General features: G+C 49.8%; 13 protein-coding genes. 4 read left to right on the top strand and 9 right to left on the bottom strand.

Translation table 11 applies throughout. The annotated features are described in order from the left end of the window. The first annotated feature begins 164 nt into the window (after positions 1–164). A complete protein-coding gene (locus GGR41_RS07635; RefSeq protein ID WP_167661362.1) occupies positions 165–1658 on the top strand; it encodes an AMP nucleosidase in 1494 nt (497 codons plus the stop codon). 87 nt (positions 1659–1745) lie between these two features. On the opposite strand, the gene GGR41_RS07630 is transcribed toward GGR41_RS07635, so the two are convergent. After that, the gene (locus tag GGR41_RS07630) at positions 1746–2330 is read right to left on the bottom strand and encodes an SET domain-containing protein (RefSeq protein WP_167661361.1); all 585 of its coding nucleotides are present in this window, start codon (positions 2328–2330) and stop codon (positions 1746–1748) included. Positions 2331–2339: 9 nt separating this feature from the next. After that, positions 2340–4934 (bottom strand): DNA topoisomerase III, encoded by a 2595-nt coding sequence (locus GGR41_RS07625; RefSeq protein WP_167661360.1) that lies wholly within the window; start codon positions 4932–4934, stop codon positions 2340–2342. A 63-nt stretch (positions 4935–4997) separates the two neighbouring features. Here GGR41_RS07625 and GGR41_RS07620 point away from each other — a divergent pair, with 63 nt between their 5' ends. Continuing rightward, positions 4998–7487: a GDYXXLXY domain-containing protein gene (locus tag GGR41_RS07620; protein WP_167661359.1), complete on the top strand. Its 2490-nt coding sequence runs from the start codon at positions 4998–5000 to the stop codon at positions 7485–7487. Between the two features lie 57 nt (positions 7488–7544). Here GGR41_RS07620 and GGR41_RS07615 read toward each other — a convergent pair whose 3' ends face one another. From GGR41_RS07615 to GGR41_RS07585, 7 genes are all read right to left on the bottom strand, one after another. Next, entirely contained in the window at positions 7545–8006 is a 462-nt protein-coding gene (locus GGR41_RS07615; RefSeq protein WP_167661358.1) for a Smg family protein, read from the bottom strand. 91 nt (positions 8007–8097) lie between these two features. Beyond that, positions 8098–10116 (bottom strand): acetyl/propionyl/methylcrotonyl-CoA carboxylase subunit alpha, encoded by a 2019-nt coding sequence (locus tag GGR41_RS07610; protein ID WP_167661357.1) that lies wholly within the window; start codon positions 10114–10116, stop codon positions 8098–8100. Positions 10117–10132: 16 nt separating this feature from the next. Then, the gene (locus tag GGR41_RS07605) at positions 10133–11740 is read right to left on the bottom strand and encodes a carboxyl transferase domain-containing protein (protein ID WP_167661356.1); all 1608 of its coding nucleotides are present in this window, start codon (positions 11738–11740) and stop codon (positions 10133–10135) included. 86 nt (positions 11741–11826) lie between these two features. Continuing rightward, entirely contained in the window at positions 11827–13008 is a 1182-nt protein-coding gene (locus GGR41_RS07600; RefSeq protein ID WP_167661355.1) for an acetyl-CoA C-acyltransferase, read from the bottom strand. Between the two features lie 9 nt (positions 13009–13017). Then, complete coding sequence (gene aceK, locus GGR41_RS07595) at positions 13018–14877, bottom strand: bifunctional isocitrate dehydrogenase kinase/phosphatase (RefSeq protein ID WP_167661354.1); 1860 nt, start codon at positions 14875–14877, stop codon at positions 13018–13020. Between the two features lie 12 nt (positions 14878–14889). Further along, positions 14890–16068 carry an isovaleryl-CoA dehydrogenase gene (locus GGR41_RS07590; RefSeq protein ID WP_167661353.1) on the bottom strand — a complete coding sequence of 393 codons (1179 nt, stop codon included), beginning with the start codon at positions 16066–16068 and terminating at the stop codon, positions 14890–14892. Positions 16069–16144: 76 nt separating this feature from the next. Further along, positions 16145–16531 carry a MerR family transcriptional regulator gene (locus tag GGR41_RS07585; protein WP_077734170.1) on the bottom strand — a complete coding sequence of 129 codons (387 nt, stop codon included), beginning with the start codon at positions 16529–16531 and terminating at the stop codon, positions 16145–16147. 74 nt (positions 16532–16605) lie between these two features. On the opposite strand from GGR41_RS07585, the gene GGR41_RS07580 reads away from it, so the two are divergent. Next, entirely contained in the window at positions 16606–17685 is a 1080-nt protein-coding gene (locus tag GGR41_RS07580) for an MBL fold metallo-hydrolase (RefSeq protein ID WP_167661352.1), read from the top strand. A 3-nt stretch (positions 17686–17688) separates the two neighbouring features. Then, complete coding sequence (locus GGR41_RS07575; protein ID WP_167661351.1) at positions 17689–18873, top strand: trans-sulfuration enzyme family protein; 1185 nt, start codon at positions 17689–17691, stop codon at positions 18871–18873. Position 18874 lies beyond the last annotated feature (1 nt).

Genomic DNA, 18874 nt, shown 5'->3' with positions numbered 1-18874 from the left:
TTTTTTATATTTATTATGACAAGCTAAAGCAAAGGGCTGAATACCTATTTAGGTTGCTTTAGAACATACTTTTAGTATCGAGTGAAGTTTAAATTTTTAAAAAATAGAACTTTTTGTTTTATATATCTGTGTTTTTATAGGTTTGCACATAAAAAGGATAGTATATGCAGGAGCTAAACGAAAAAGAGAGCATGGTTTGCTTACCACCCGCTATTCCTTACGAAGGGTTTATGGACGCAACGGCTGCCACAGAGCGATTAATGGAGATCTATTTCAGAAACACAGCCTATATTCGAGAGCAGTTTCTTGCTTGTATAAAACAGGGCTTTCCAGAAAATAAACGTTTTAGGGCGTGTTACCCAGCCATACGCATTCGGGTCAGCACCTACCAAGAGGTAGACAGTCGGTTGTCTTATGGTCACGTTGTTGAGCCAGGTTTATACGCTACCACTGTGACCCAACCCGATTTGTTTTTCGAATATTTTGTTGAGCAAATAGGTTTGCTGATTAAAAACCATGGCGTAGCGGTAGAGGTGGGCGAGTCTAGCCAACCGATTCCTTTGCATTTTTGCTTGGGGGAAAAAGAAGGCCAAAAGATGCATTATTCGGACTCGACTGGGCATACCTTACGCGATCATTTTGATGTACCGGATTTGGCCTATATGGATGATGCCATTGTCAATGGAACGTGGCAGGCCAAAGAAAGCGAAGCCTTGCCGCTTGCGCCTTTTACTGCCCCACGGGTGGACTATTCTCTGCATCGATTACGCCACTACACCGCTACACAGCCCGCCCATTTTCAAAACTATGTATTGTTTACTAACTATCAGTTTTATGTGGATGAGTTTTGTGAGTGGGCCAAGCAAATGTTGGCTGAAGGCAAAGGGGGCTACACCGCACTGGTAGAGCCAGGGAGCGTGGTCACGGATACGGCCGGAAATATTTCAGGGGCATCACCGAATCGTTTGCCGCAAATGCCCTCCTACCATTTATTGCGTGAAAACCACAGTGGCATCACCTTAATCAACATCGGGGTTGGCCCATCAAATGCTAAAACCATTACGGATCATATTGCCGTATTGCGTCCCTCCGCTTGGATTATGGTGGGGCATTGTGCTGGTTTACGCACTACGCAGCGCTTGGGGGATTATGTGTTGGCGCATGGCTATGTGCGTGATGACAAAGTGCTAGATGCAGATTTACCCACTTGGGTACCTATTCCTCCTTTGGCTGAAATTCAAGTTGCGCTCGAGCAAGCCGTCGCTGACATTTCAGGCTTAGATGGGTGGGAGCTAAAAAAGATCATGCGTACAGGCACGGTGGCGTCAATTGACAATAGAAATTGGGAGCTGCGGGATCACAGCGAGCCAGTGCAACGACTATCTCAATCTCGCGCTATTGCGTTAGATATGGAGTCAGCCACGATTGCGGCCAATGGATTTAGGTTTAGGGTGCCCTACGGCACCTTATTATGTGTGTCCGATAAGCCGTTACATGGGGAATTAAAACTACCTGGTATGGCAAATGCATTTTATAGCACTCAAGTCGGGCAACACTTGCATATAGGGATTAGGGCCTTAGAACTCGTGCGTGATATGCCGCCAGAACGATTGCATTCAAGAAAACTACGTAGTTTTATTGAGACCGCATTCCAATAAGCCATGAACAACAAAAAAGCCCCGTTTTCGCTAGAAAACGGGGCTTTTGCATAGGCGGTTTGTTTTTTTACGTAAAGTGTAAAATTATCAAGCGTCTGGTTGCTCTTCGGCGAGGGCTTTGCGCAACTCTTTACGTAATTCTTTACGTATAGTTTTCTTAATCCATTTTTTTAGCTTGGCTTTTTTCTTTTGTTTTTTGGTTTTTTTAGGCAAGGCAAGCATAGTACCACGACAAGACGGCGCCCCACACAAGCAAGCATACTGCTCGCGCAGGGTTTTGGTGATCTTGTCATCAATGGTTAAAGCATAGTCATACAGCAGTTCCTCTCCGGCCTCAAGATCACGCAGCGCCACGATAAAGACACGATCGCCTTGCTCATTTTCATGGCCTTCGCAATTTGGCTCACACGAATGGTTAATGAACCGTGAGTCATTACCCTCTTGGCCTCCATCAATGATCATGCCGCTGCTGATGGCAAAAAAGAACGTATGAAAGGGGTCATTAGGATCAGTGGGCTCTTGGGCGTCCGCTTCTTCGGGGGTGAGGTGTACGCCCTCGTACTCCAAAATGTAGGTTCCCTTTGGAATAAAACGTTTAGCAAAGACGCCGTTCCCATGTAAGTTAGAACGGCGCACTTCGTGCCAAGGGCCTGAGCTGTGTGTTTGGCTCATGGGTGTCCTTTATGATGAGGTGGTAGAAGAAGTTTTCTTTGCCGCCTTTTTCGCGGCTTTTTTCGCCGCTGTTTTGGTGGTTTTCTTTGCTGCCTTGGTCGCTTTAGCGGCTTTTTTTGCTACTTTTTTGGTAGCTTTTTTCGCCGATTTTGTTGCCTTGGGCTCGAATTCAAAAGCCACTTTGCCCTTGTTGTCGCGCGTTAAAAAAGCTTTAAATTTGCGATTAGTTCGGTTGGAGACAAAGTTTTCAAGTAAATCGGTTTTGCCATCTACAAGCAGCTTTTGCATTTGCTCGCGGTCGATCTCTTGTTGCAATATGACTTTGTTGCTGCGGAAGTCACAGTCTTTATTTGGCCCCACGGCTTTTTCACAAACGTAACGAATCCCGTGTTCAAACACAGCGCTTTGGCATTTAGGGCAAGGGCCGACCGGCGTTTGGCCGCTAAAGTCGACCTCCTCATCGTCTTCGTCGTCATTTTGGCCAAAATCAAACTCCAGCTTGTTTTCAGCGTTAATGCGGAGGATCGCGGCAAAAGGGCGCCCCATTTTGCTAATAAAGCCGGTTAATGGCCCAATAGTGCGGTGCTCTAGCAGTTCTTCTACCTCTGGGATTTCTAATGTTTTACCACCAGGGTGCTTGCCAATAGAGAACTCACACGCGGTACAAGCATAACGACGATAGTTTTCTTTGACTACTCCTCCACAGACCGGACAAGGAGTCTGTAGAGTAACGTAGTCGCCAGGCACCGTGTCACGTTCGTATTCTTTAGCACGACGAACGATGGTGTCAGTCATGCTTTGAATTTTGGACATAAAGGCCTCGCGTTCGAGCTGGCCTTGTTCAATTTGTTTGAGACGGTGTTCCCACTCGCCGGTAAGCTCGGGCGAGGTGAGTTCGTGGACCCCTAAACCCGACAACAAGGTCATGAGTTGCTTGGCTTTAGCAGTAGGCAATAACTCGCGTCCTTCGCGACGTAGATACCCCTCGTTAAGCAAGCCCTCGATAATGGCTGCACGCGTTGCTGGGGTACCTAGACCACGCTCTGACATCGCCTCTCGCAGCGCATCGTCATCAACGAGTTTTCCGGCGCCTTCCATGGCTGATAGTAAGGTGGCCTCGGTAAAGCGCGCAGGAGGCTTGGTGGCTAGCGCGCGCGCCTCGACCTCATCGGTGCTGACGGTTTCGTTTTGACTCACAGGAATTAGGCTGTCATCGCCTTGTTGCGCCTCACGACCATAAATGCTTAACCAGCCCGGGTTCACTAATACCTTGCCCTCGGTTTTGAAGTGATGCGCTCCCACCTGAGTAATACGTGTGGTGACTCTAAACTCGGCAGCGGGGAAGAACATCGCTAAAAAGCGTCGTGTGATTAATTCGTAAATTTTGAATTCGGCATCACTGAGTTCACGCGGTATTTGCAGCGTAGGAATGATGGCAAAGTGATCAGATACTTTTTTATCATCAAAAATACGGCGGTTGGGTTTCACCCAGCTTTGCGCTACGACCTGCTGAGCAAAAGGTTGTACGCTGGCACACGCGGGGGTTTCTGCTCCGGCTAAGGCTTGCATCGTGTCTTTGACTGTTTGCAAATAGTCTTCGGGCAAATAGCGCGAGTCAGTACGTGGATAAGTTAAGGCTTTATGACGCTCGTACAGGGCTTGAGCAAGTGATAGTGTGGTTTTCGCTGAAAAACCAAAACGTGAGTTTGCCTCGCGTTGCAGCGTCGTTAAATCAAATAGGGCTGGCGATTGTTGTTTAGACGGTTTGGATTCTTCGGTAACACTGCCTGGCTGGTGGGCACATGCTTGCACGATGGCTTCGGCCTCGGCAGCAGTCCAAACACGCGAGTCACGTTTTTCGGCATCCTCTTCGTCTTTTTTGAATTGGGGATTGAACCACCGACCGCTGTAGGAGCCGGCTTCGGCGCCAAAATCGGCATGCACCTCCCAGTAATCACGTGACACAAACTGACGAATGGCTTCTTCACGCTCGTGCACAATGGTTAGGGTAGGGGTTTGCACACGGCCTACTGGTGTTTTGAAAAAACCACCGTCTTTGCTGTTAAAAGCGGTCATGGCACGCGTGCCATTGATGCCAACCAACCAGTCCGCTTCGGCGCGCGAGCGAGCCGCTGCCTCTAGGGGCTTGAGCTCGTCATCATCACGCAAATTATTAAACGCCTCGCGAATGGCTTCGCGGGTCATGGAGCGAAGCCACAACCGTTTTACGGGTTTGTTAACTTTCGCAAACTGCATAATATAGCGGAAGATCAATTCCCCTTCACGTCCGGCATCACAGGCGTTGATGACGGCGCTGACGTCTTTACGCTTAAGCAGTTTTACTAAAAGCTTGAGGCGTTCTGCTGATTTTTTATCCGATGGGTTCAGCTCAAACTGATCGGGAATGACAGGTAGGTGTGTAAAACTCCATTTACCTCGCACTGGGTCATTAGGAGCGATTAAACTAAGCAAGTGGCCGATACTGGCGGCAAGCACAAAGTTTTCGCTTTCAAAAAAATCCCCTTCACGGGTGAAGCCGCCTAAGGCTCTAGAAATATCTAGGGCTACAGAGGGTTTTTCGGCAATGATTAGAGTTTTAGTCATGTAGTGTACCGTCATAGCAAGTCTGCGTTCTTAGCGCAGATCATACGAGGGGTAAGAGGCTTTATGCAAGTAAAAGGGTTAAATCCATCCATTCTTGGCCTGCCAAGCTGGTCTCAGTTTTTACAGCGTAGTGCAATGATTGTTGCCACCTTGCTGTTAGGCAGTGCGCTGATTATGGCGGTGGCTGCTAACTGGCTTAGCTGGCCCAAAGCGGGGCGTGTTGCTTTATTAGAGGTCACTGTAGCCGTATTCGTGCTCAGTGCCGGGTGGCTGGCGTGGCACCGTCCAGAACCGTATCGGTCAGCGTATAGCTTATCAAGCCTAATCCATGTATTAGCAGCCATCTCTGTCGGCGGATTATTGGCTCTGATAGGGCAGAGTTATCAAACCGGAGCCGATCCTTGGCAGCTGTTTGCGCTGTGGGCGCTCTTGCTAGTGCCATGGGCTTTTGGGCTTGGTTCCTTATTTATCATACTGCTTGTCATGCTTTTGACAAACCTGGCTCTGTTTTTGTATATGGATGAGACCTATGGTTTGAACTGGTATCGTTGGTATGCCGTGCATTGGGTGGGCTTTTTCTTTGTGCTCTTAAATCTTTTTTGGTTAGGGGTGAGCCGTATTTTTTCACCGCGTATGGATGACCCCCACCAATTGATTTTTAGACTGAGCTTGCTTTTGGTTGTGGGCAGCACAGTGGTGTGGTGCATGACACAGAACTCCTACCGTTGGGAGTTTTTAACAGTGGCCACGCTGCTGTGGGGAGTCAGCAGTTATCTTAGTCGTCAACGCCGCGCCTTATGGAGCCTAGCACTTTTTTACTCTGCTTTTTTTGTATCATTTTTGGGTTGGCTGATTGAGACGTTTACGCAAAGTGACTGGGTACTCGAGCTGCTATTTTTGCCCATGTTGATTCTTGCGGGCGTATTAATTCGTGATTTACGCCAACAGTGGCAACACAGCCTAGCGCAAAATACCGAGTCAGCGTCACAGGACGAGTCATTGGTTTCCTTGTTGAAACGGGGGCGTGAGCCTTGGTTTTTACGAGGTTTTGTGCTTTTGGCGCAAGCTATCGTAGTGGTCTTATTTGCTTGGCTATTACTGGGCGCGTGGAGCATTGACCCGACTCTTTTGGCGTATGGGTTTATCCCTGTGGCCTTTGTGGTGATGGGGGTATTGTTACGTCGCCCTCAAGCCGCAGTGTGGCTGCGGGACTTACCTTTGTTTTTATATCTAAGCTGTTGCGTATTCATGGGGCTTGTTTTGGTCGAGAACCCAAGCAGTACCGTGTTTTGGGTGGTAGCGTTCTCGCTGTTATCGGCCATGTTGTATGGAGTCAGCCAAGACAATTATTTAGTACGATTAAGCTGCGCTGTGGCCATCTGGGGGTTCGCGCTTTACGGCCTAATGTGGTATTTGGACTTAGTATGGTGGGGGCAAGATGCCATTATTTTTTGGTTGTTAGTCAGCGCCTGGGTGCTTTGCAGCGTGGCGTTATTACTGCAGCCCGCTTGGTTACCTGCGGTGCAATCCTTGTGGTGGGCCACGTTATTTTGGTTGATTCTTAGCATTTTTTCCATCGAGGCGGTTGCACCAGGCTTTAATCAAGCGGTGGCCTGGTGGGTACCTGTTTGTGTGGGGCTAAGCCTCTACCGTACTCAATCCACACTATTTTGTGTAATGGTGATGGCAGCTAGCGCCGTACTCAGTGTCTATTGGTTGCCACAAGCCCCTATGGCTAATCTTGCGCTCAGCCTTTGGGTAATCAGCTACGTCTGGAAACAGAACCGCCTGTTTTGGTTTGCGTTAGTTTTATTTGCCGCGGCATTAGGTCTTCATTACTACCAGCTTTCTTTACCCTTAACAGTGAAAGCGTGGGATTTAGCTCGAGGTGGGGCGTTACTCGCCATTGGCGCGGGGGTATTAGTTTTTAATGTGCGTTCCGAACAAGCGGGTCAGGCAGAGACGCCGGCAGCGCCAACGCTAACGCCATCGCGATGGAGTACTTGGTTTTTATACGGAGGCTGGCTGCTTATTATGGCAGTGACTGTCACGGATGTGGTGCGCAAAGAGCAGTTATTAGCTAAAGGGGAAACCGTTATTTTAGCGCTTGCCCCAGTGGATCCACGCTCACTGATGCAAGGGGATTACATGGCCTTGCGCTTTGCTCTAAGTGACCAGGTAAGCGAAGTCCTTATGCTAGAGAATGAGGATGTGACAGCTACACGGGTGGTTGCCTATGTGCAGCCATACCCTCAGGCCGCTGCGCAGCTTGTAGGCCTTGAAAACTCGCTTAACGGCGATGTGTGGACGTGGGATGCAGCACAGTCGACATGGGTACGCTCTACATCGACCGAGCACCTTCCTGAACAAGCCGTGCCATTGCGTTTACAGTATCAGTATGGCAATTGGTTACCGAACGGAGTCGATGCGTGGTTTTTTCCTGAAGGCAAAGCCGAGATCTATGAGGACGCACGTTTTGGGGTGTTTAAGGTAAATAAACAGGCTGATGCCTTGCTGTATGAGCTATTAGACGAGCAAGCTCAACCGTTTTAGTTTGTTTTAGAACGCACTAGAGCGGCAAGGCTGCCGCTCTAGTGGAATAAGTAGAAATTAATGGGACCAGCGTTCTTCGTCGTCGGTGATTAACTCTTCAAAAATTAAATGGTCGATTTCTGCTTCGTGGTTCCATAACACCATTAAGGCAACGATCTTAATTTTGGTTAACGAAACCGGCGACTCATTAAGCGCTTGGGCGCGCTCGATAATGACCTCGCGTAACGCGGGGGGTAGCACACCAGAATTGTCTAGAAAACAAATAAAACCGATGGCTTCTTGGCCTAGGGTTTGGTGTTCGTACTCGGTAAAAATGCGTGTGCTCTGGGCATGACGCGGTTCGTTCAGTGGCTCGTGCAATGCAGCGGACTCACTGAGACCATGTAACCAGCTTAAGGCTTCGCTAATTTCCTCGTCTTCAAAGCCGACAGCAGCCAGTTTGTGGGCCAAAACCTCTGCTTTGGGGCAAGCTTGAGGGGTATAGTAGGTTTCAAACAAGTAAACCAAAATATCAAACATGAATGTATTACCATCAAAAAAATACACGGCCAACCGATGACCCTACCAATGGTTTAGTCAACTTTACGCTGATTTAGGCCGTGGTGCAAATTTAGCTAGGGTCTTTTTCGATGGCTAATAGCGCTGCCCCTTCAGTGACTTGATCGTTGGAGTTAAAAAACAACTCTGTAACAACCCCCCCATAAGGAGCGGTAATGGAATGCTCCATTTTCATCGCTTCTAATACGAGCAGAAGTTGTCCTGCCGCAACGGTGTCCCCCGGTGCAACGGCCACGGATAATACCTTGCCAGGCATCGGTGCGCTGAGACCGCCGCCTTGGTCTTCACTTTCAAGCTCAGTTAATGCAAGAGGGTCCTGATAGTGAAGGTAGAGCTGGTCTTGTGAAGTACGAATCTCGAACTGTGGAGAGTGACCGTAGATGTAGGCTTGTTTTTTATGGTCACCCCACACGACGTTCAGCTCCAGTGTGCCATTAGCTAAGCGTTGAGCTTGCCAGCGCAGCGTAGCAGACTCGCCTTCGTGCTGCATAAGCCATGTGTTGTGCTCGCGTTGAAGCTGTACGGTGTAGGGTCGTCCATCGACCTCGAATACAAAAGTACGATCCAGCAGATCGTTCTGACGCCAGTAATCGTTCACTGCCCAGGGGTCGGCTGCCAAGGGGGTCTGCTCGCTATGAGAAAGACCAAAGCCATGCAATATAGCAGCGAGGCCAATGGCTAAATGGTGGCCTGACACAGTAGTGGAGGTTGGGAACAAGTGCGAGTGACGTCGCTCAATAAAACCAGTATCGACGTCTCCGGCTTGAAATGCCGCATCACTAGCCAACCGATATAAGAAATGCAGGTTAGTGTGTAGCCCTGAAATATAAGACTTGGCTAGCACTTGGCGCAGGCTTTGCAGAGCAGCGGCGCGCGTTGGCCCATGCACAATGACTTTGGCAATCATGGGGTCATAAAAAGGGCTAATACTGTCGCCTTCCCGAATGCCACTGTCAACCCGAACGGCAGCGCGCGTAAAACTTTGGTGCTCGGGCCACACGAGTTTTTCAATGCGTCCTATAGAGGGCAAAAATTGGTTTTCTGGGTTTTCGGCGTAAATGCGTGCCTCGAAGGCATGACCCGTGATGTGTAAGTCATTTTGTTGTACGGGCAAGGGCTGTCCGGCAGCAACACGCAGCTGCCATTCAACTAGGTCATGACCTGTAATCAGTTCTGTAATGGGATGCTCGACTTGGAGACGCGTATTCATCTCCATAAAGAAGAACGCGTCGCCTTCGCAGATGAACTCTACCGTTCCTGCACCGACATAATTGACGGCTTGGGCCGCGGCAACAGCCGCAGCGCCCATGGCGGCACGGCGTTCGGGCGTCATGCCGGGAGCAGGAGCTTCTTCGATGACTTTCTGGTGGCGACGTTGCACTGAGCAATCACGCTCAAACAAATGCACTGTTTGACCTTGTTGGTCTGCAAAAACTTGTATTTCAATATGGCGGGGTTTTTGTAAGTAACGTTCGATGAGCACATGGTCATCGCTAAAGCTACTTTTGGCTTCGCGTTTGCATGAGGATAAGGCCTCTAGGAATTGCTCGGGCTTTTCCACGATGCGCATGCCTTTACCACCGCCGCCAGCGCTGGCTTTAATGAGCACGGGATAGCCCATGGCATCGGCTTCAGCTTGCAAAAAGGCTGGGTCTTGATTGTTGCCATGGTAGCCTGGCACCAGCGGCACGTGAGCGGCTTCCATGAGCGCTTTGGCCGCCGACTTGTTTCCCATAGCGGTAATGGAAGCGGCAGAGGGGCCAATAAACACAATATTGTTGTCGGCACACGCCTGCGCAAACTGAGCATTTTCTGCTAGAAACCCATAGCCGGGATGAATGGCCTGCGCCCCCGTGCGTTTAGCTGCAGCAATAATGGCATCAATATTCAAATAACTGTGTTGAGGTTCGGCCTCTCCAACCCAGATAGCCTCATCGCCCGCTTGGACATGCAAGGCTTCTGCGTCTGCGCTGGAGTAAATCATGATGGTACGAATACCCAAACGCTGGCACGTGGCAGCGATACGGCAGGCAATTTCGCCGCGGTTAGCAATTAAAACGGTATCAAACATGGTGGTAGGCTCCCGATTACATACGGAACACACCGAAGTGCGTGTCTTCGATGGGGGCGTTCAAGGTGGCAGATAAAGCTAACGCAAGCACACGTCGAGTTTGGGCTGGCTCGATAATGCCATCGTCCCATAAACGTGCTGAGGCATAGTAGGGGCTGCCTTCGTGTTCGTATTGATCTCGTATTGGCTGCTTAAAGGCTTCTTCCTCTGCGGCTGACCAGGGTTGGCCCGACTTTTCAAAGTTGTCACGGCGGATAGTGGCCAGAACGCTAGCGGCTTGCTCGCCTCCCATGACTGAAATGCGTGCATTAGGCCACATGAAGAGCAGGCGAGGGTCGTAAGCTCGACCACACATACCGTAATTCCCCGCCCCAAAAGAGCCACCAATAATAACGGTAAGTTTAGGCACGGCTGCAGTAGACACAGCAGTTACCATTTTGGCGCCATGGCGAGCGATGCCTTCGTTTTCGTATTTTTTGCCCACCATAAAGCCACTGATGTTTTGCAGAAACAACAGAGGAATTTTGCGCTGACAACACAGCTCAATAAAGTGCGTGCCTTTTTGCGCTGCCTCGGAAAATAACACCCCGTTATTGGCCACAATGCCAATCGGCATACCATGTAAATGAGCAAAACCAGTGACTAAGGTTGTGCCAAAACGGGCTTTAAATTCCTCGAACTCAGACCCATCCACCAAGCGCGCAATGACTTCGCGTACATCGTAGGGTTTACGCGTGTCATTGGGAATAATGCCATTGAGCTCAGCGGGATCATAAAGCGGTTCTTTAACGGCTTTAAGGGGCCAGGGAAACTGTTTTTGATGCGTTAAGCGACTGACGGCTTCGCGGACTAGCTGCAGCGCATGGTCGTCGTTTTCCGCTAAATGGTCGGCAACGCCAGAAAGTCGTGTATGGACATCGCCGCCGCCTAAGTCTTCCGCACTGACTTCTTCGCCCGTCGCCGCTTTAACCAAGGGCGGACCGGCTAGAAAAATGGTGCCTTGGTCGCGCACAATAATGGACTCATCGCTCATGGCAGGCACATATGCCCCCCCAGCCGTACACGAACCCATTACAGCAGCAATTTGCGCAATACCTTGGGCTGACATGTTGGCTTGATTAAAGAAAATACGGCCAAAGTGATCGCGGTCGGGAAAGACCTCGTCCTGATTGGGGAGATTGGCGCCGCCTGAGTCCACTAAGTACACACAAGGTAAGCGGTTTTTTTGGGCTATTTCTTGGGCGCGTAGGTGCTTTTTTACCGTCATGGGGTAGTAGGTGCCCCCTTTGACGGTGGCATCGTTGCACACAATCATGCATTCCTTGCCATGGATACGACCGATACCTGTAATCACCCCCGCACCAGGAGCCTCGTTGTTATAGAGATTGTAGGCGGCTAGAGGGGAAAGCTCTAGAAATGGACTGCCTGGGTCCAATACGCGTTCCACGCGTTCGCGAGGTAGTAGTTTGCCACGAGATTGATGGCGCTCGCGTGCTTGTGGACTGCCTCCTTGGGCGATTTCCTGACGGATATGGCGTAGCTCTTGGATAAGCGCTGCCATAGATTGTGCGTTATCTTTGAACCCCTCAGAACGCGGTTGGATTTTACTTTTCAGTATGCTCATGTCTGTGTTGCCACCCCATTTAATTCTATTTTGTACCGACAGGCTTGTGGCCTGTCGGGTCTATGACACAGAGCGTCAACCTAGAGTTAGTCGACGAGTTCTACGGCTAAAGCGACGGCTTCGCCGCCACCAATACATAGCGAAGCTATGCCACGCTTGCCGCCGGTTTGCTGCAGTGCGTTGATGAGTGTTGCCACTAAACGCGCCCCTGAGGCCCCAATGGGGTGACCCAACGCAGTGGCTCCGCCGTAAATATTGACTTTATCGTGAGGAATATTGAGCTCTTTCATGGCGGCCATGGTGACCACAGCAAAGGCTTCGTTAATTTCAAATAGATCCACGTCAGCTACTGTCCAGCCGAGTTTGTCTAAGAGCGTTTGCATGGCGCCGACAGGGGCGGTGGTGAACCACTCTGGCTCGTGTGCAAATTGCGTGTGACCCACGATCTTAGCGATCGGCTTGAGTTGGTTGGCATCGGCCACAGATTGCAAGGTGATGACCAAAGCCGCCGCACCATCTGAAATCGAGGACGCGTTGGCCGCAGTAATTGTGCCGTCTTTTTTAAAAGCGGGGCGCAAGCTTGGGATTTTTTCGGGCATCGCGCGTGTGGGGGCTTCGTCTGTGTCCACCACGGTATCGCCTTTACGGCCGCTGATCGTCACCGGTGCAATTTCTGCTTTGAAATGCCCTTTTTCTGTGGCTTCGCGGGCGCGTCGTAAAGATTCCAAGGCAAATGCATCTTGCTCTTCGCGCGTAAAAGCATATTTTTCAGCACAGCTTTCCGCTAACACACCCATCGCCGTGCCTTGATATGCGTCTTCGAGACCGTCTAATGCCATATGGTCATACACGGTGGAGTGACCGTAGCGATAGCCTTGACGCCCTTTTAGCAACAAATAAGGGGCGTTACTCATGCTTTCTTGGCCGCCCGCTACTACGATTTGAGCACTGCCAGCTTTAAGCATGTCGTGAGCAAGCATGGCAGCTTTTAGGCCCGAACCACACACTTTATGTACGGTAGTACATGGGGCATTGGCGGGTAAGCCAGCACCAATGGCGGCTTGGCGTGCAGGGGCTTGACCTTGGCCGGCTTGAAGCACGTTACCCATTAACACCTCGTCAACCAGCTCGGGGCTAACGGCAGCACGCTCTAATGCCGCCTTGATAGCAACAGCACCTAACTCGTGAGCCGCGAGACCGGAGAGACTGCCGGTCATTGCACCCATCGGGGTACGGACAGCAGACAGAATGACAACAGGATCTGACATGTTTGACTCCTAATGCGGTAAATCCGTAAGGGATTGGTCTACCCGACGGTGGGGCAGACGTTTGGTTAAATCATAAGGGTAAATATTTTCTAGGCGACCTTGAATGACTCGCTGTTTGCATTGGTTCCACCAGTCGGCACTAAGTAAATCGGCGTGGTGCTTCATAAAAGCGGTGCGGATTCGTGTGTCACCCAGTAAAAACCAACGAAATTCTTCGGGAAACACATCGTTTGCGGCAATGGGGTACCATGGCTCGCTTGCCATTTCTGCCTCTTCGTTAGGGGCAGGCGGAATAACACGAAAATTCATTTCAGCCATGGTTTGGATTTCATCGTAATCATAAAAAACCAAACGGCCTAAACGGGTGAGCCCAAAGTTTTTATAGAGCATATCCCCTGGAAAAATATTATTTGCAGCGAGCTCTTTGATGGCATCGCCATACTGTTTAATCGCTGCCTCTACGTTGTGCTCGGAAGCACGACTTAGGTATATATTAAGCGGTAACATGCGTCGTTCGATATAAACATGGCGCAAGATAATGAGATCGCCTGTTTCTTCGATCTGAGACCCTACCTCTGTGCGTAACTCTTGTAGCAGCTGCGGTGAAAAGCGGCGTTTAGGCAACGCAACTTGCGAATACTCCCAGGTGTCCGCCATGCGACCAGCACGATCGTGTTTTTTTACCAACAGGTAGCGACTTTTAACGGTGGCGTGATCCATGCCTTTTTTGCGGATGTGATCACGAATCATTTTAAAAACATAGGGATAAGACGGCAACGCGAAAACCGTCATCACCATTCCCTCTATGCCTGGAGCCATTTCAAACTGATCGGAAGAGTGCCCCAGATGATGCAGAAAATCACGATAAAACAGGTTTTTCCCCTGTTTTTGTAGACCAATGGCGTTGTAGAACTCGGCCGCTGATTTGCGTGGTAATAACGATTGCAGAAACTGCACATAGGCCGAAGGCACATCCATATCCACTAAAAAATACGCACGTGTAAAACTGAACAGCGTACTGATGTCATCGATGTTATCTAATAGCGCATCAATTTCAATGTGATTACTAGGCGTATGCGTTAAGGGAATAGAAAACGGGTGAATAGTAGAGTGATTAATGAATCGCCCCACGATATAGGCGCCTTTGTTACGAAAAAACAAGGTGTTTAAGACCTGCACTTGGCAGTCTGGCCCAATACGAAAGCCGGGGTCTTTAGGTAGGCGTTTGCGTAGCTCTTGGACAACACGACGGGCGAGTAAACGCACATCGCTAGGTAGGTCGGCAAAGGGGGCAGCTAAACCAAAATCAGCGATCACACTGGTCAGTGTGGAAATGAGGCCGGACTCGAGCGGATAATACGAGCGGTAAGACGGCAGATCGCTGTCGATGTAACCAGTGGCAATTGCTGGACGTACAAATAAAAAATCATTGTTAAAGTACGTACGAGCTAAGACACGGCACGATACAGAGTTAAAGAACGTTTCAGCACACTCGGGCTGCTTATGCCCAGCTAACGCATGCGCAAACTTCGTTTTTACTTGTTGCCAAAATTGCTGCTGTTCTGGGCTAAGTTGACTGTCATCGGCACTAGGGGTGAGCGTGGTGTTTTTTAAGGTGGGGCGTAAAATAGCCGCGCATTCGCGTACGCGCATGTCGTAATACTCGATACGTTCGCGCGATAAACGCTGAATACCATCCCAATTGCCTGACTCAAACAAGACTTTGGCACGCTGCGCACTGTATCTAAACAGGGCGTAGTGACGGTTGAAGCCTTGGAGAATTAACTGAGCCACATGTTCTGCACTAGGCGTAGGCCGTAAAACGGGTTCAATAACAGAGTGATCAGAGGCAAAAGGAATGGTTTTCATGCGATTTATGAGTTAAGCGGTTTCATTGAAAAGTTCGCGCCCAATTAACATACGGCGAATTTCGCTGGTGCCAGCACCAATCTCATAAAGCTTAGCATCACGCCAGAGGCGGCCGGTGGAAAATTCATTGATATACCCGTTGCCACCTAAGATTTGAATGGCTTCCCCAGCCATCCAGGTGGCTTTTTCAGCGCTGAATAAAATCGCCGCAGCGCAGTCTTTACGCACAGAGCGTAAGTGATCAGAACCGAGGTCGTCTAGGCGTTTGCCAACGGCATAGCACAGCGCGCGACTGGCTTGATGAATCGTATAAAGATCGGCCACTTTGGCTTGAATAAGTTGAAACTCGCCAATGGCTTGGCCAAATTGTTTGCGTTCATGGATATAGGGCGTCACCACCTCCATCACGGCTTGCATAATGCCCAACGGGCCCCCCGCTAAAACGGCGCGCTCATAATCAAGGCCGCTCATTAAAACACGCACACCCCCATTTAATTCTCCTAGGATGTTTTCTTTGGGAACCTTGCAGTTTTCAAATACCAGCTCGCCTGTGTGGCTACCACGCATACCAAGTTTGTCGAGTTTTTGAGCCACGGAAAACCCTTCAAACCCTTTCTCAATAATAAAAGCGGTAATGCCGCGTTGATTCGCTTCGGGATCGGTTTTGGCGTAGACCACTAAGGTGTCGGCATCCGGGCCGTTGGTGATCCACATTTTATGACCATTAAGCACAAAATGATCGCCGTGGTCTTCGGCACGTAGGCGCATGCTGACCACGTCTGAGCCCGCCCCGGTCTCACTCATGGCTAAGGCCCCTATTTGGGTGCCATCAATTAAGCCTGGTAGGTATTTGGCTTTTTGCTCGGCTGTACCGTTGCGATAGATTTGGTTAACACAAAGATTAGAGTGTGCACCGTACGACAGCCCAATCGAGGCGCTAGCACGCGAAATTTCTTCCATGGCAATCATATGAGCCAAGTAGCCCATATTAGCGCCACCGTAGTCATCAGAGACGGTTAAGCCTAGAACACCCAGTTCACCAAGCTTTGGCCAAAGCTGCATGGGGAATTGATCTGAGGCGTCGACTTCCTGAGCCAAAGGAGCAATTTCCTTGTCAGCAAAGTGGCGTACCGTATCGCGCAACATAATCAGCTCTTCGCTGAATTCAAAGTGTAGTCCGGGCAGATTCATAGTCGTCTCCAACCAAAAGGCTGCATGAGTTGAGCCATTGAGAGCTAGCAAAGGATAAGTGAGCTAGGCCTAAGTGTTAATCGGAATGGGTTTGGTTCAGCAGATGTTCACAGTTTTGCTGCTGTACTTCGATTTCTGCTAAGGTCTGTTGTAGGTCTTGAAGCTGGTCTTGCAGTTTAGTTTGGTAATAGGTCAGCACCTTTTGGTAATGCAATAGCTGGGGGTAGGTGCTGCCGGGCCCATCGTACATATCAATAAGGGTACAGATATCGGCCAAACTAAAGCCCATGCGCTTGCCGCGTAATGCAAGTTTTAAACGAGTTCTATCACGGGGGTGGTAGAGCCGCTGTAGGCCAATGCGTTCGGGGCTAAGGATGCCGTGATCCTCGTAATAACGCAGCGTACGTGGGGTAATATCAAACTCTTTTGCTAAATCTGATATTGACCAAGTTCTTTGACTCATAGTGCTTAAAAGTAGTTGACGTTAACGTAAACTAACATGACGAACCTTATCCGACAAGCAGGGAGAATACGGAGATGAAAACAAAGAATAACGTGAGCTACCCCTTAGGCGACGTAAAGCCTGATCCGGGCCAGTTGCAAGCCATCGCTGACGGTGTGTATTGGCTGCGCATGCCCTTGCCTTTTGCGCTTGATCACATCAACCTTTGGTTAATTGAAGATGAGATCGCTGGTCGTAAAGGCTGGACACTGGTGGATACGGGTATTGCTCGTCCCGAAGTACAGCATCTATGGCGACACATTGAGGCTGAACAGTTACAGGGCTTGCCCATTTTGCGGGTGATGGTGACGCACATGCATCCAGACCATGTGGGACTAGCTCAGTGGCTGTGCGAGCGGTGGCAGGCCCCTTTGTTTATGAGCTTAAGTGATTATGCGTTGGCTTGTTTATGGAGCCGTCCGGTCTCTGCAGAGACGCCGCTTGGTGCTACCGGCGGTGAGGCGGCTGCTTTGCATTTTGCGCGACATGGCTTGACTGCACCTGATGCGCAAGCGCAAATAAAACAACGCAGCAGCTATTACAGCGATCTGGTTTTACCCTTACCTGCCCAGTTCAATCGACTTATGCATAATGAGGTGATTCAGATCGGCGGTAGAGCCTGGCGATGTATTGTTGGGCAGGGGCATGCGCCCGAGCATATAGCGCTTTATTGTGCCGAGTTAAATTGCTTAGTGTCAGGTGATATGGTGTTGCCCACCATTTCTACTAATGTAAGTGTCTTTGCTTATGAGCCTGAGGCTAATCCGCTTGCGTTATATTTGGACTCGTTAGGGTATTACTTGGATTTGCCCTCTGATACGCTCGTACTGCCATCACACGGTAAGCCATTCTATGGCTTACATGAACGAGTCCAGTATTTGCATCACCACCATGCAGAACGCCTAACAGAGACACTAGCAGCTTGCCAAGCTCCCGATGGCTGTAGCGCGGCCGATTTAATCCCCGTATTATTTAAACGTCAGTTAGATATGCATCAACTCACTTTTGCTATGGGTGAGGCGATTGCCCACTTGCACTGCCTTTACTTTCAGGGGCAGCTCCAGCGTCAAGTGGACAGTCAAGGGGTGTATAAATTTTATGCCACAATTAGGTAACTCATGAACAAACACCATTTACAAACCGTTTTACAGCATGTCGGTCAGGCAAACTTTGATCCAAACACAGGCGCTGCCCCGGTAGCCATGCCCTCAATGCGTACCAGTACCGTGCGTTTTAAGTCTTTGGCTGATCTCGAGCAAGCGATGAGTAATCAGCATCAGGGCGGTCGTTCCGTAGTTTACGGCCGTGCGGGTATGGACACACATCGCGCCCTCGAGGACGTATTTTGTGAACTCGAAGACGGTAAGCATGCTTTTTTAGTGCCTTCAGGTATGGCCGCTATTAGCTTAGGGGTGTTAAGTTTTGTTGAACACGGTGACCACATTCTGGTCGCTGACAGTGCTTATGCACCGGTGCGCGCCTTAGACAGTGGTTACTTGAAAAAAATAGGCGTCGAGGTTAGTTATTGTGAGCCCACGGTCGAGGCATTTCAGGCCGCGCTACGTTCTAATACCAAGATGCTATATGTCGAGTCACCTGGATCCTTGTTACTGCAGATGCTCGATCTGCCTGCACTCAGTGCATTCGCTAAAGAGCATGGACTTATTACCGTAGCCGACAACACCTGGGGTTCAGGTCTACATTATCAGCCATTGCGTTTAGGTATTGATGTGGCGGTGATTTCAGCCACTAAATACATTGGCGGGCATTCTGACTTTTTAATGGGTGCAGTGGTAACCGCTCGTACTGACTTGGTGGCTCATCTCCAAGAGTGCCATTATGCGTTGGGTTACTCAGTCAGTGCGGATGATGTGTGGTTGGCGCTGCGGGGGGTACGTACCTTGCCGATTCGCATGCGCGAGTCTGCCACCAATGCAATCAAAGTCTGTGAAGCCTTAGCCCAATGGCCTGAGGTGCAGCAAATTTATCATCCAGCATGGCCCAATGACCCAGGTCATGCCCTTTGGTTGCGTGATGCCACCGGCTCTAATGGGGTACTGTCTGTGCAATTAGCGACGGATCCAGAGCGTGCTGTGCGCTTTGTGAATGGCCTGCGTTTGTTTGGTATTGGTTTTTCTTGGGGTGGTTTTGAAAGCTTAGTGCAGTTGGTAGACACCAAAACATTGACGCATCATTCGTATTGGCAAGGGCATACCTCACCCTTAGTGCGTTTGCATATCGGCTTAGAGCAGCCCGAAGATTTAATTGCTGATCTTACCCAGGCTTGGGCTTTGTCAGCCTAAA

This window comes from Paenalcaligenes hominis (assembly GCF_011927625.1).
Taxonomy (GTDB): domain Bacteria; phylum Pseudomonadota; class Gammaproteobacteria; order Burkholderiales; family Burkholderiaceae_B; genus Paenalcaligenes; species Paenalcaligenes hominis.
This window is presented reverse-complemented; position numbering and strand designations above follow the sequence as displayed.

What these genes read in the sequence shown, in the direction of transcription:
- GGR41_RS07615 (WP_167661358.1), bottom strand. Translation starts at nt 8,006, where the DNA reads ATGTTTGATATTTTGGTTTACTTGTTTGAAACCTACTATACCCCTCAA.
- GGR41_RS07590 (WP_167661353.1), bottom strand. Translation starts at nt 16,068, where the DNA reads ATGAATCTGCCCGGACTACACTTTGAATTCAGCGAAGAGCTGATTATG.
- aceK (WP_167661354.1), bottom strand. Translation starts at nt 14,877, where the DNA reads ATGAAAACCATTCCTTTTGCCTCTGATCACTCTGTTATTGAACCCGTT.
- GGR41_RS07625 (WP_167661360.1), bottom strand. Translation starts at nt 4,934, where the DNA reads ATGACTAAAACTCTAATCATTGCCGAAAAACCCTCTGTAGCCCTAGAT.
- GGR41_RS07620 (WP_167661359.1), top strand. Translation starts at nt 4,998, where the DNA reads ATGCAAGTAAAAGGGTTAAATCCATCCATTCTTGGCCTGCCAAGCTGG.
- GGR41_RS07610 (WP_167661357.1), bottom strand. Translation starts at nt 10,116, where the DNA reads ATGTTTGATACCGTTTTAATTGCTAACCGCGGCGAAATTGCCTGCCGT.
- GGR41_RS07635 (WP_167661362.1), top strand. Translation starts at nt 165, where the DNA reads ATGCAGGAGCTAAACGAAAAAGAGAGCATGGTTTGCTTACCACCCGCT.
- GGR41_RS07605 (WP_167661356.1), bottom strand. Translation starts at nt 11,740, where the DNA reads ATGAGCATACTGAAAAGTAAAATCCAACCGCGTTCTGAGGGGTTCAAA.
- GGR41_RS07575 (WP_167661351.1), top strand. Translation starts at nt 17,689, where the DNA reads ATGAACAAACACCATTTACAAACCGTTTTACAGCATGTCGGTCAGGCA.
- GGR41_RS07585 (WP_077734170.1), bottom strand. Translation starts at nt 16,531, where the DNA reads ATGAGTCAAAGAACTTGGTCAATATCAGATTTAGCAAAAGAGTTTGAT.
- GGR41_RS07600 (WP_167661355.1), bottom strand. Translation starts at nt 13,008, where the DNA reads ATGTCAGATCCTGTTGTCATTCTGTCTGCTGTCCGTACCCCGATGGGT.
- GGR41_RS07580 (WP_167661352.1), top strand. Translation starts at nt 16,606, where the DNA reads ATGAAAACAAAGAATAACGTGAGCTACCCCTTAGGCGACGTAAAGCCT.
- GGR41_RS07630 (WP_167661361.1), bottom strand. Translation starts at nt 2,330, where the DNA reads ATGAGCCAAACACACAGCTCAGGCCCTTGGCACGAAGTGCGCCGTTCT.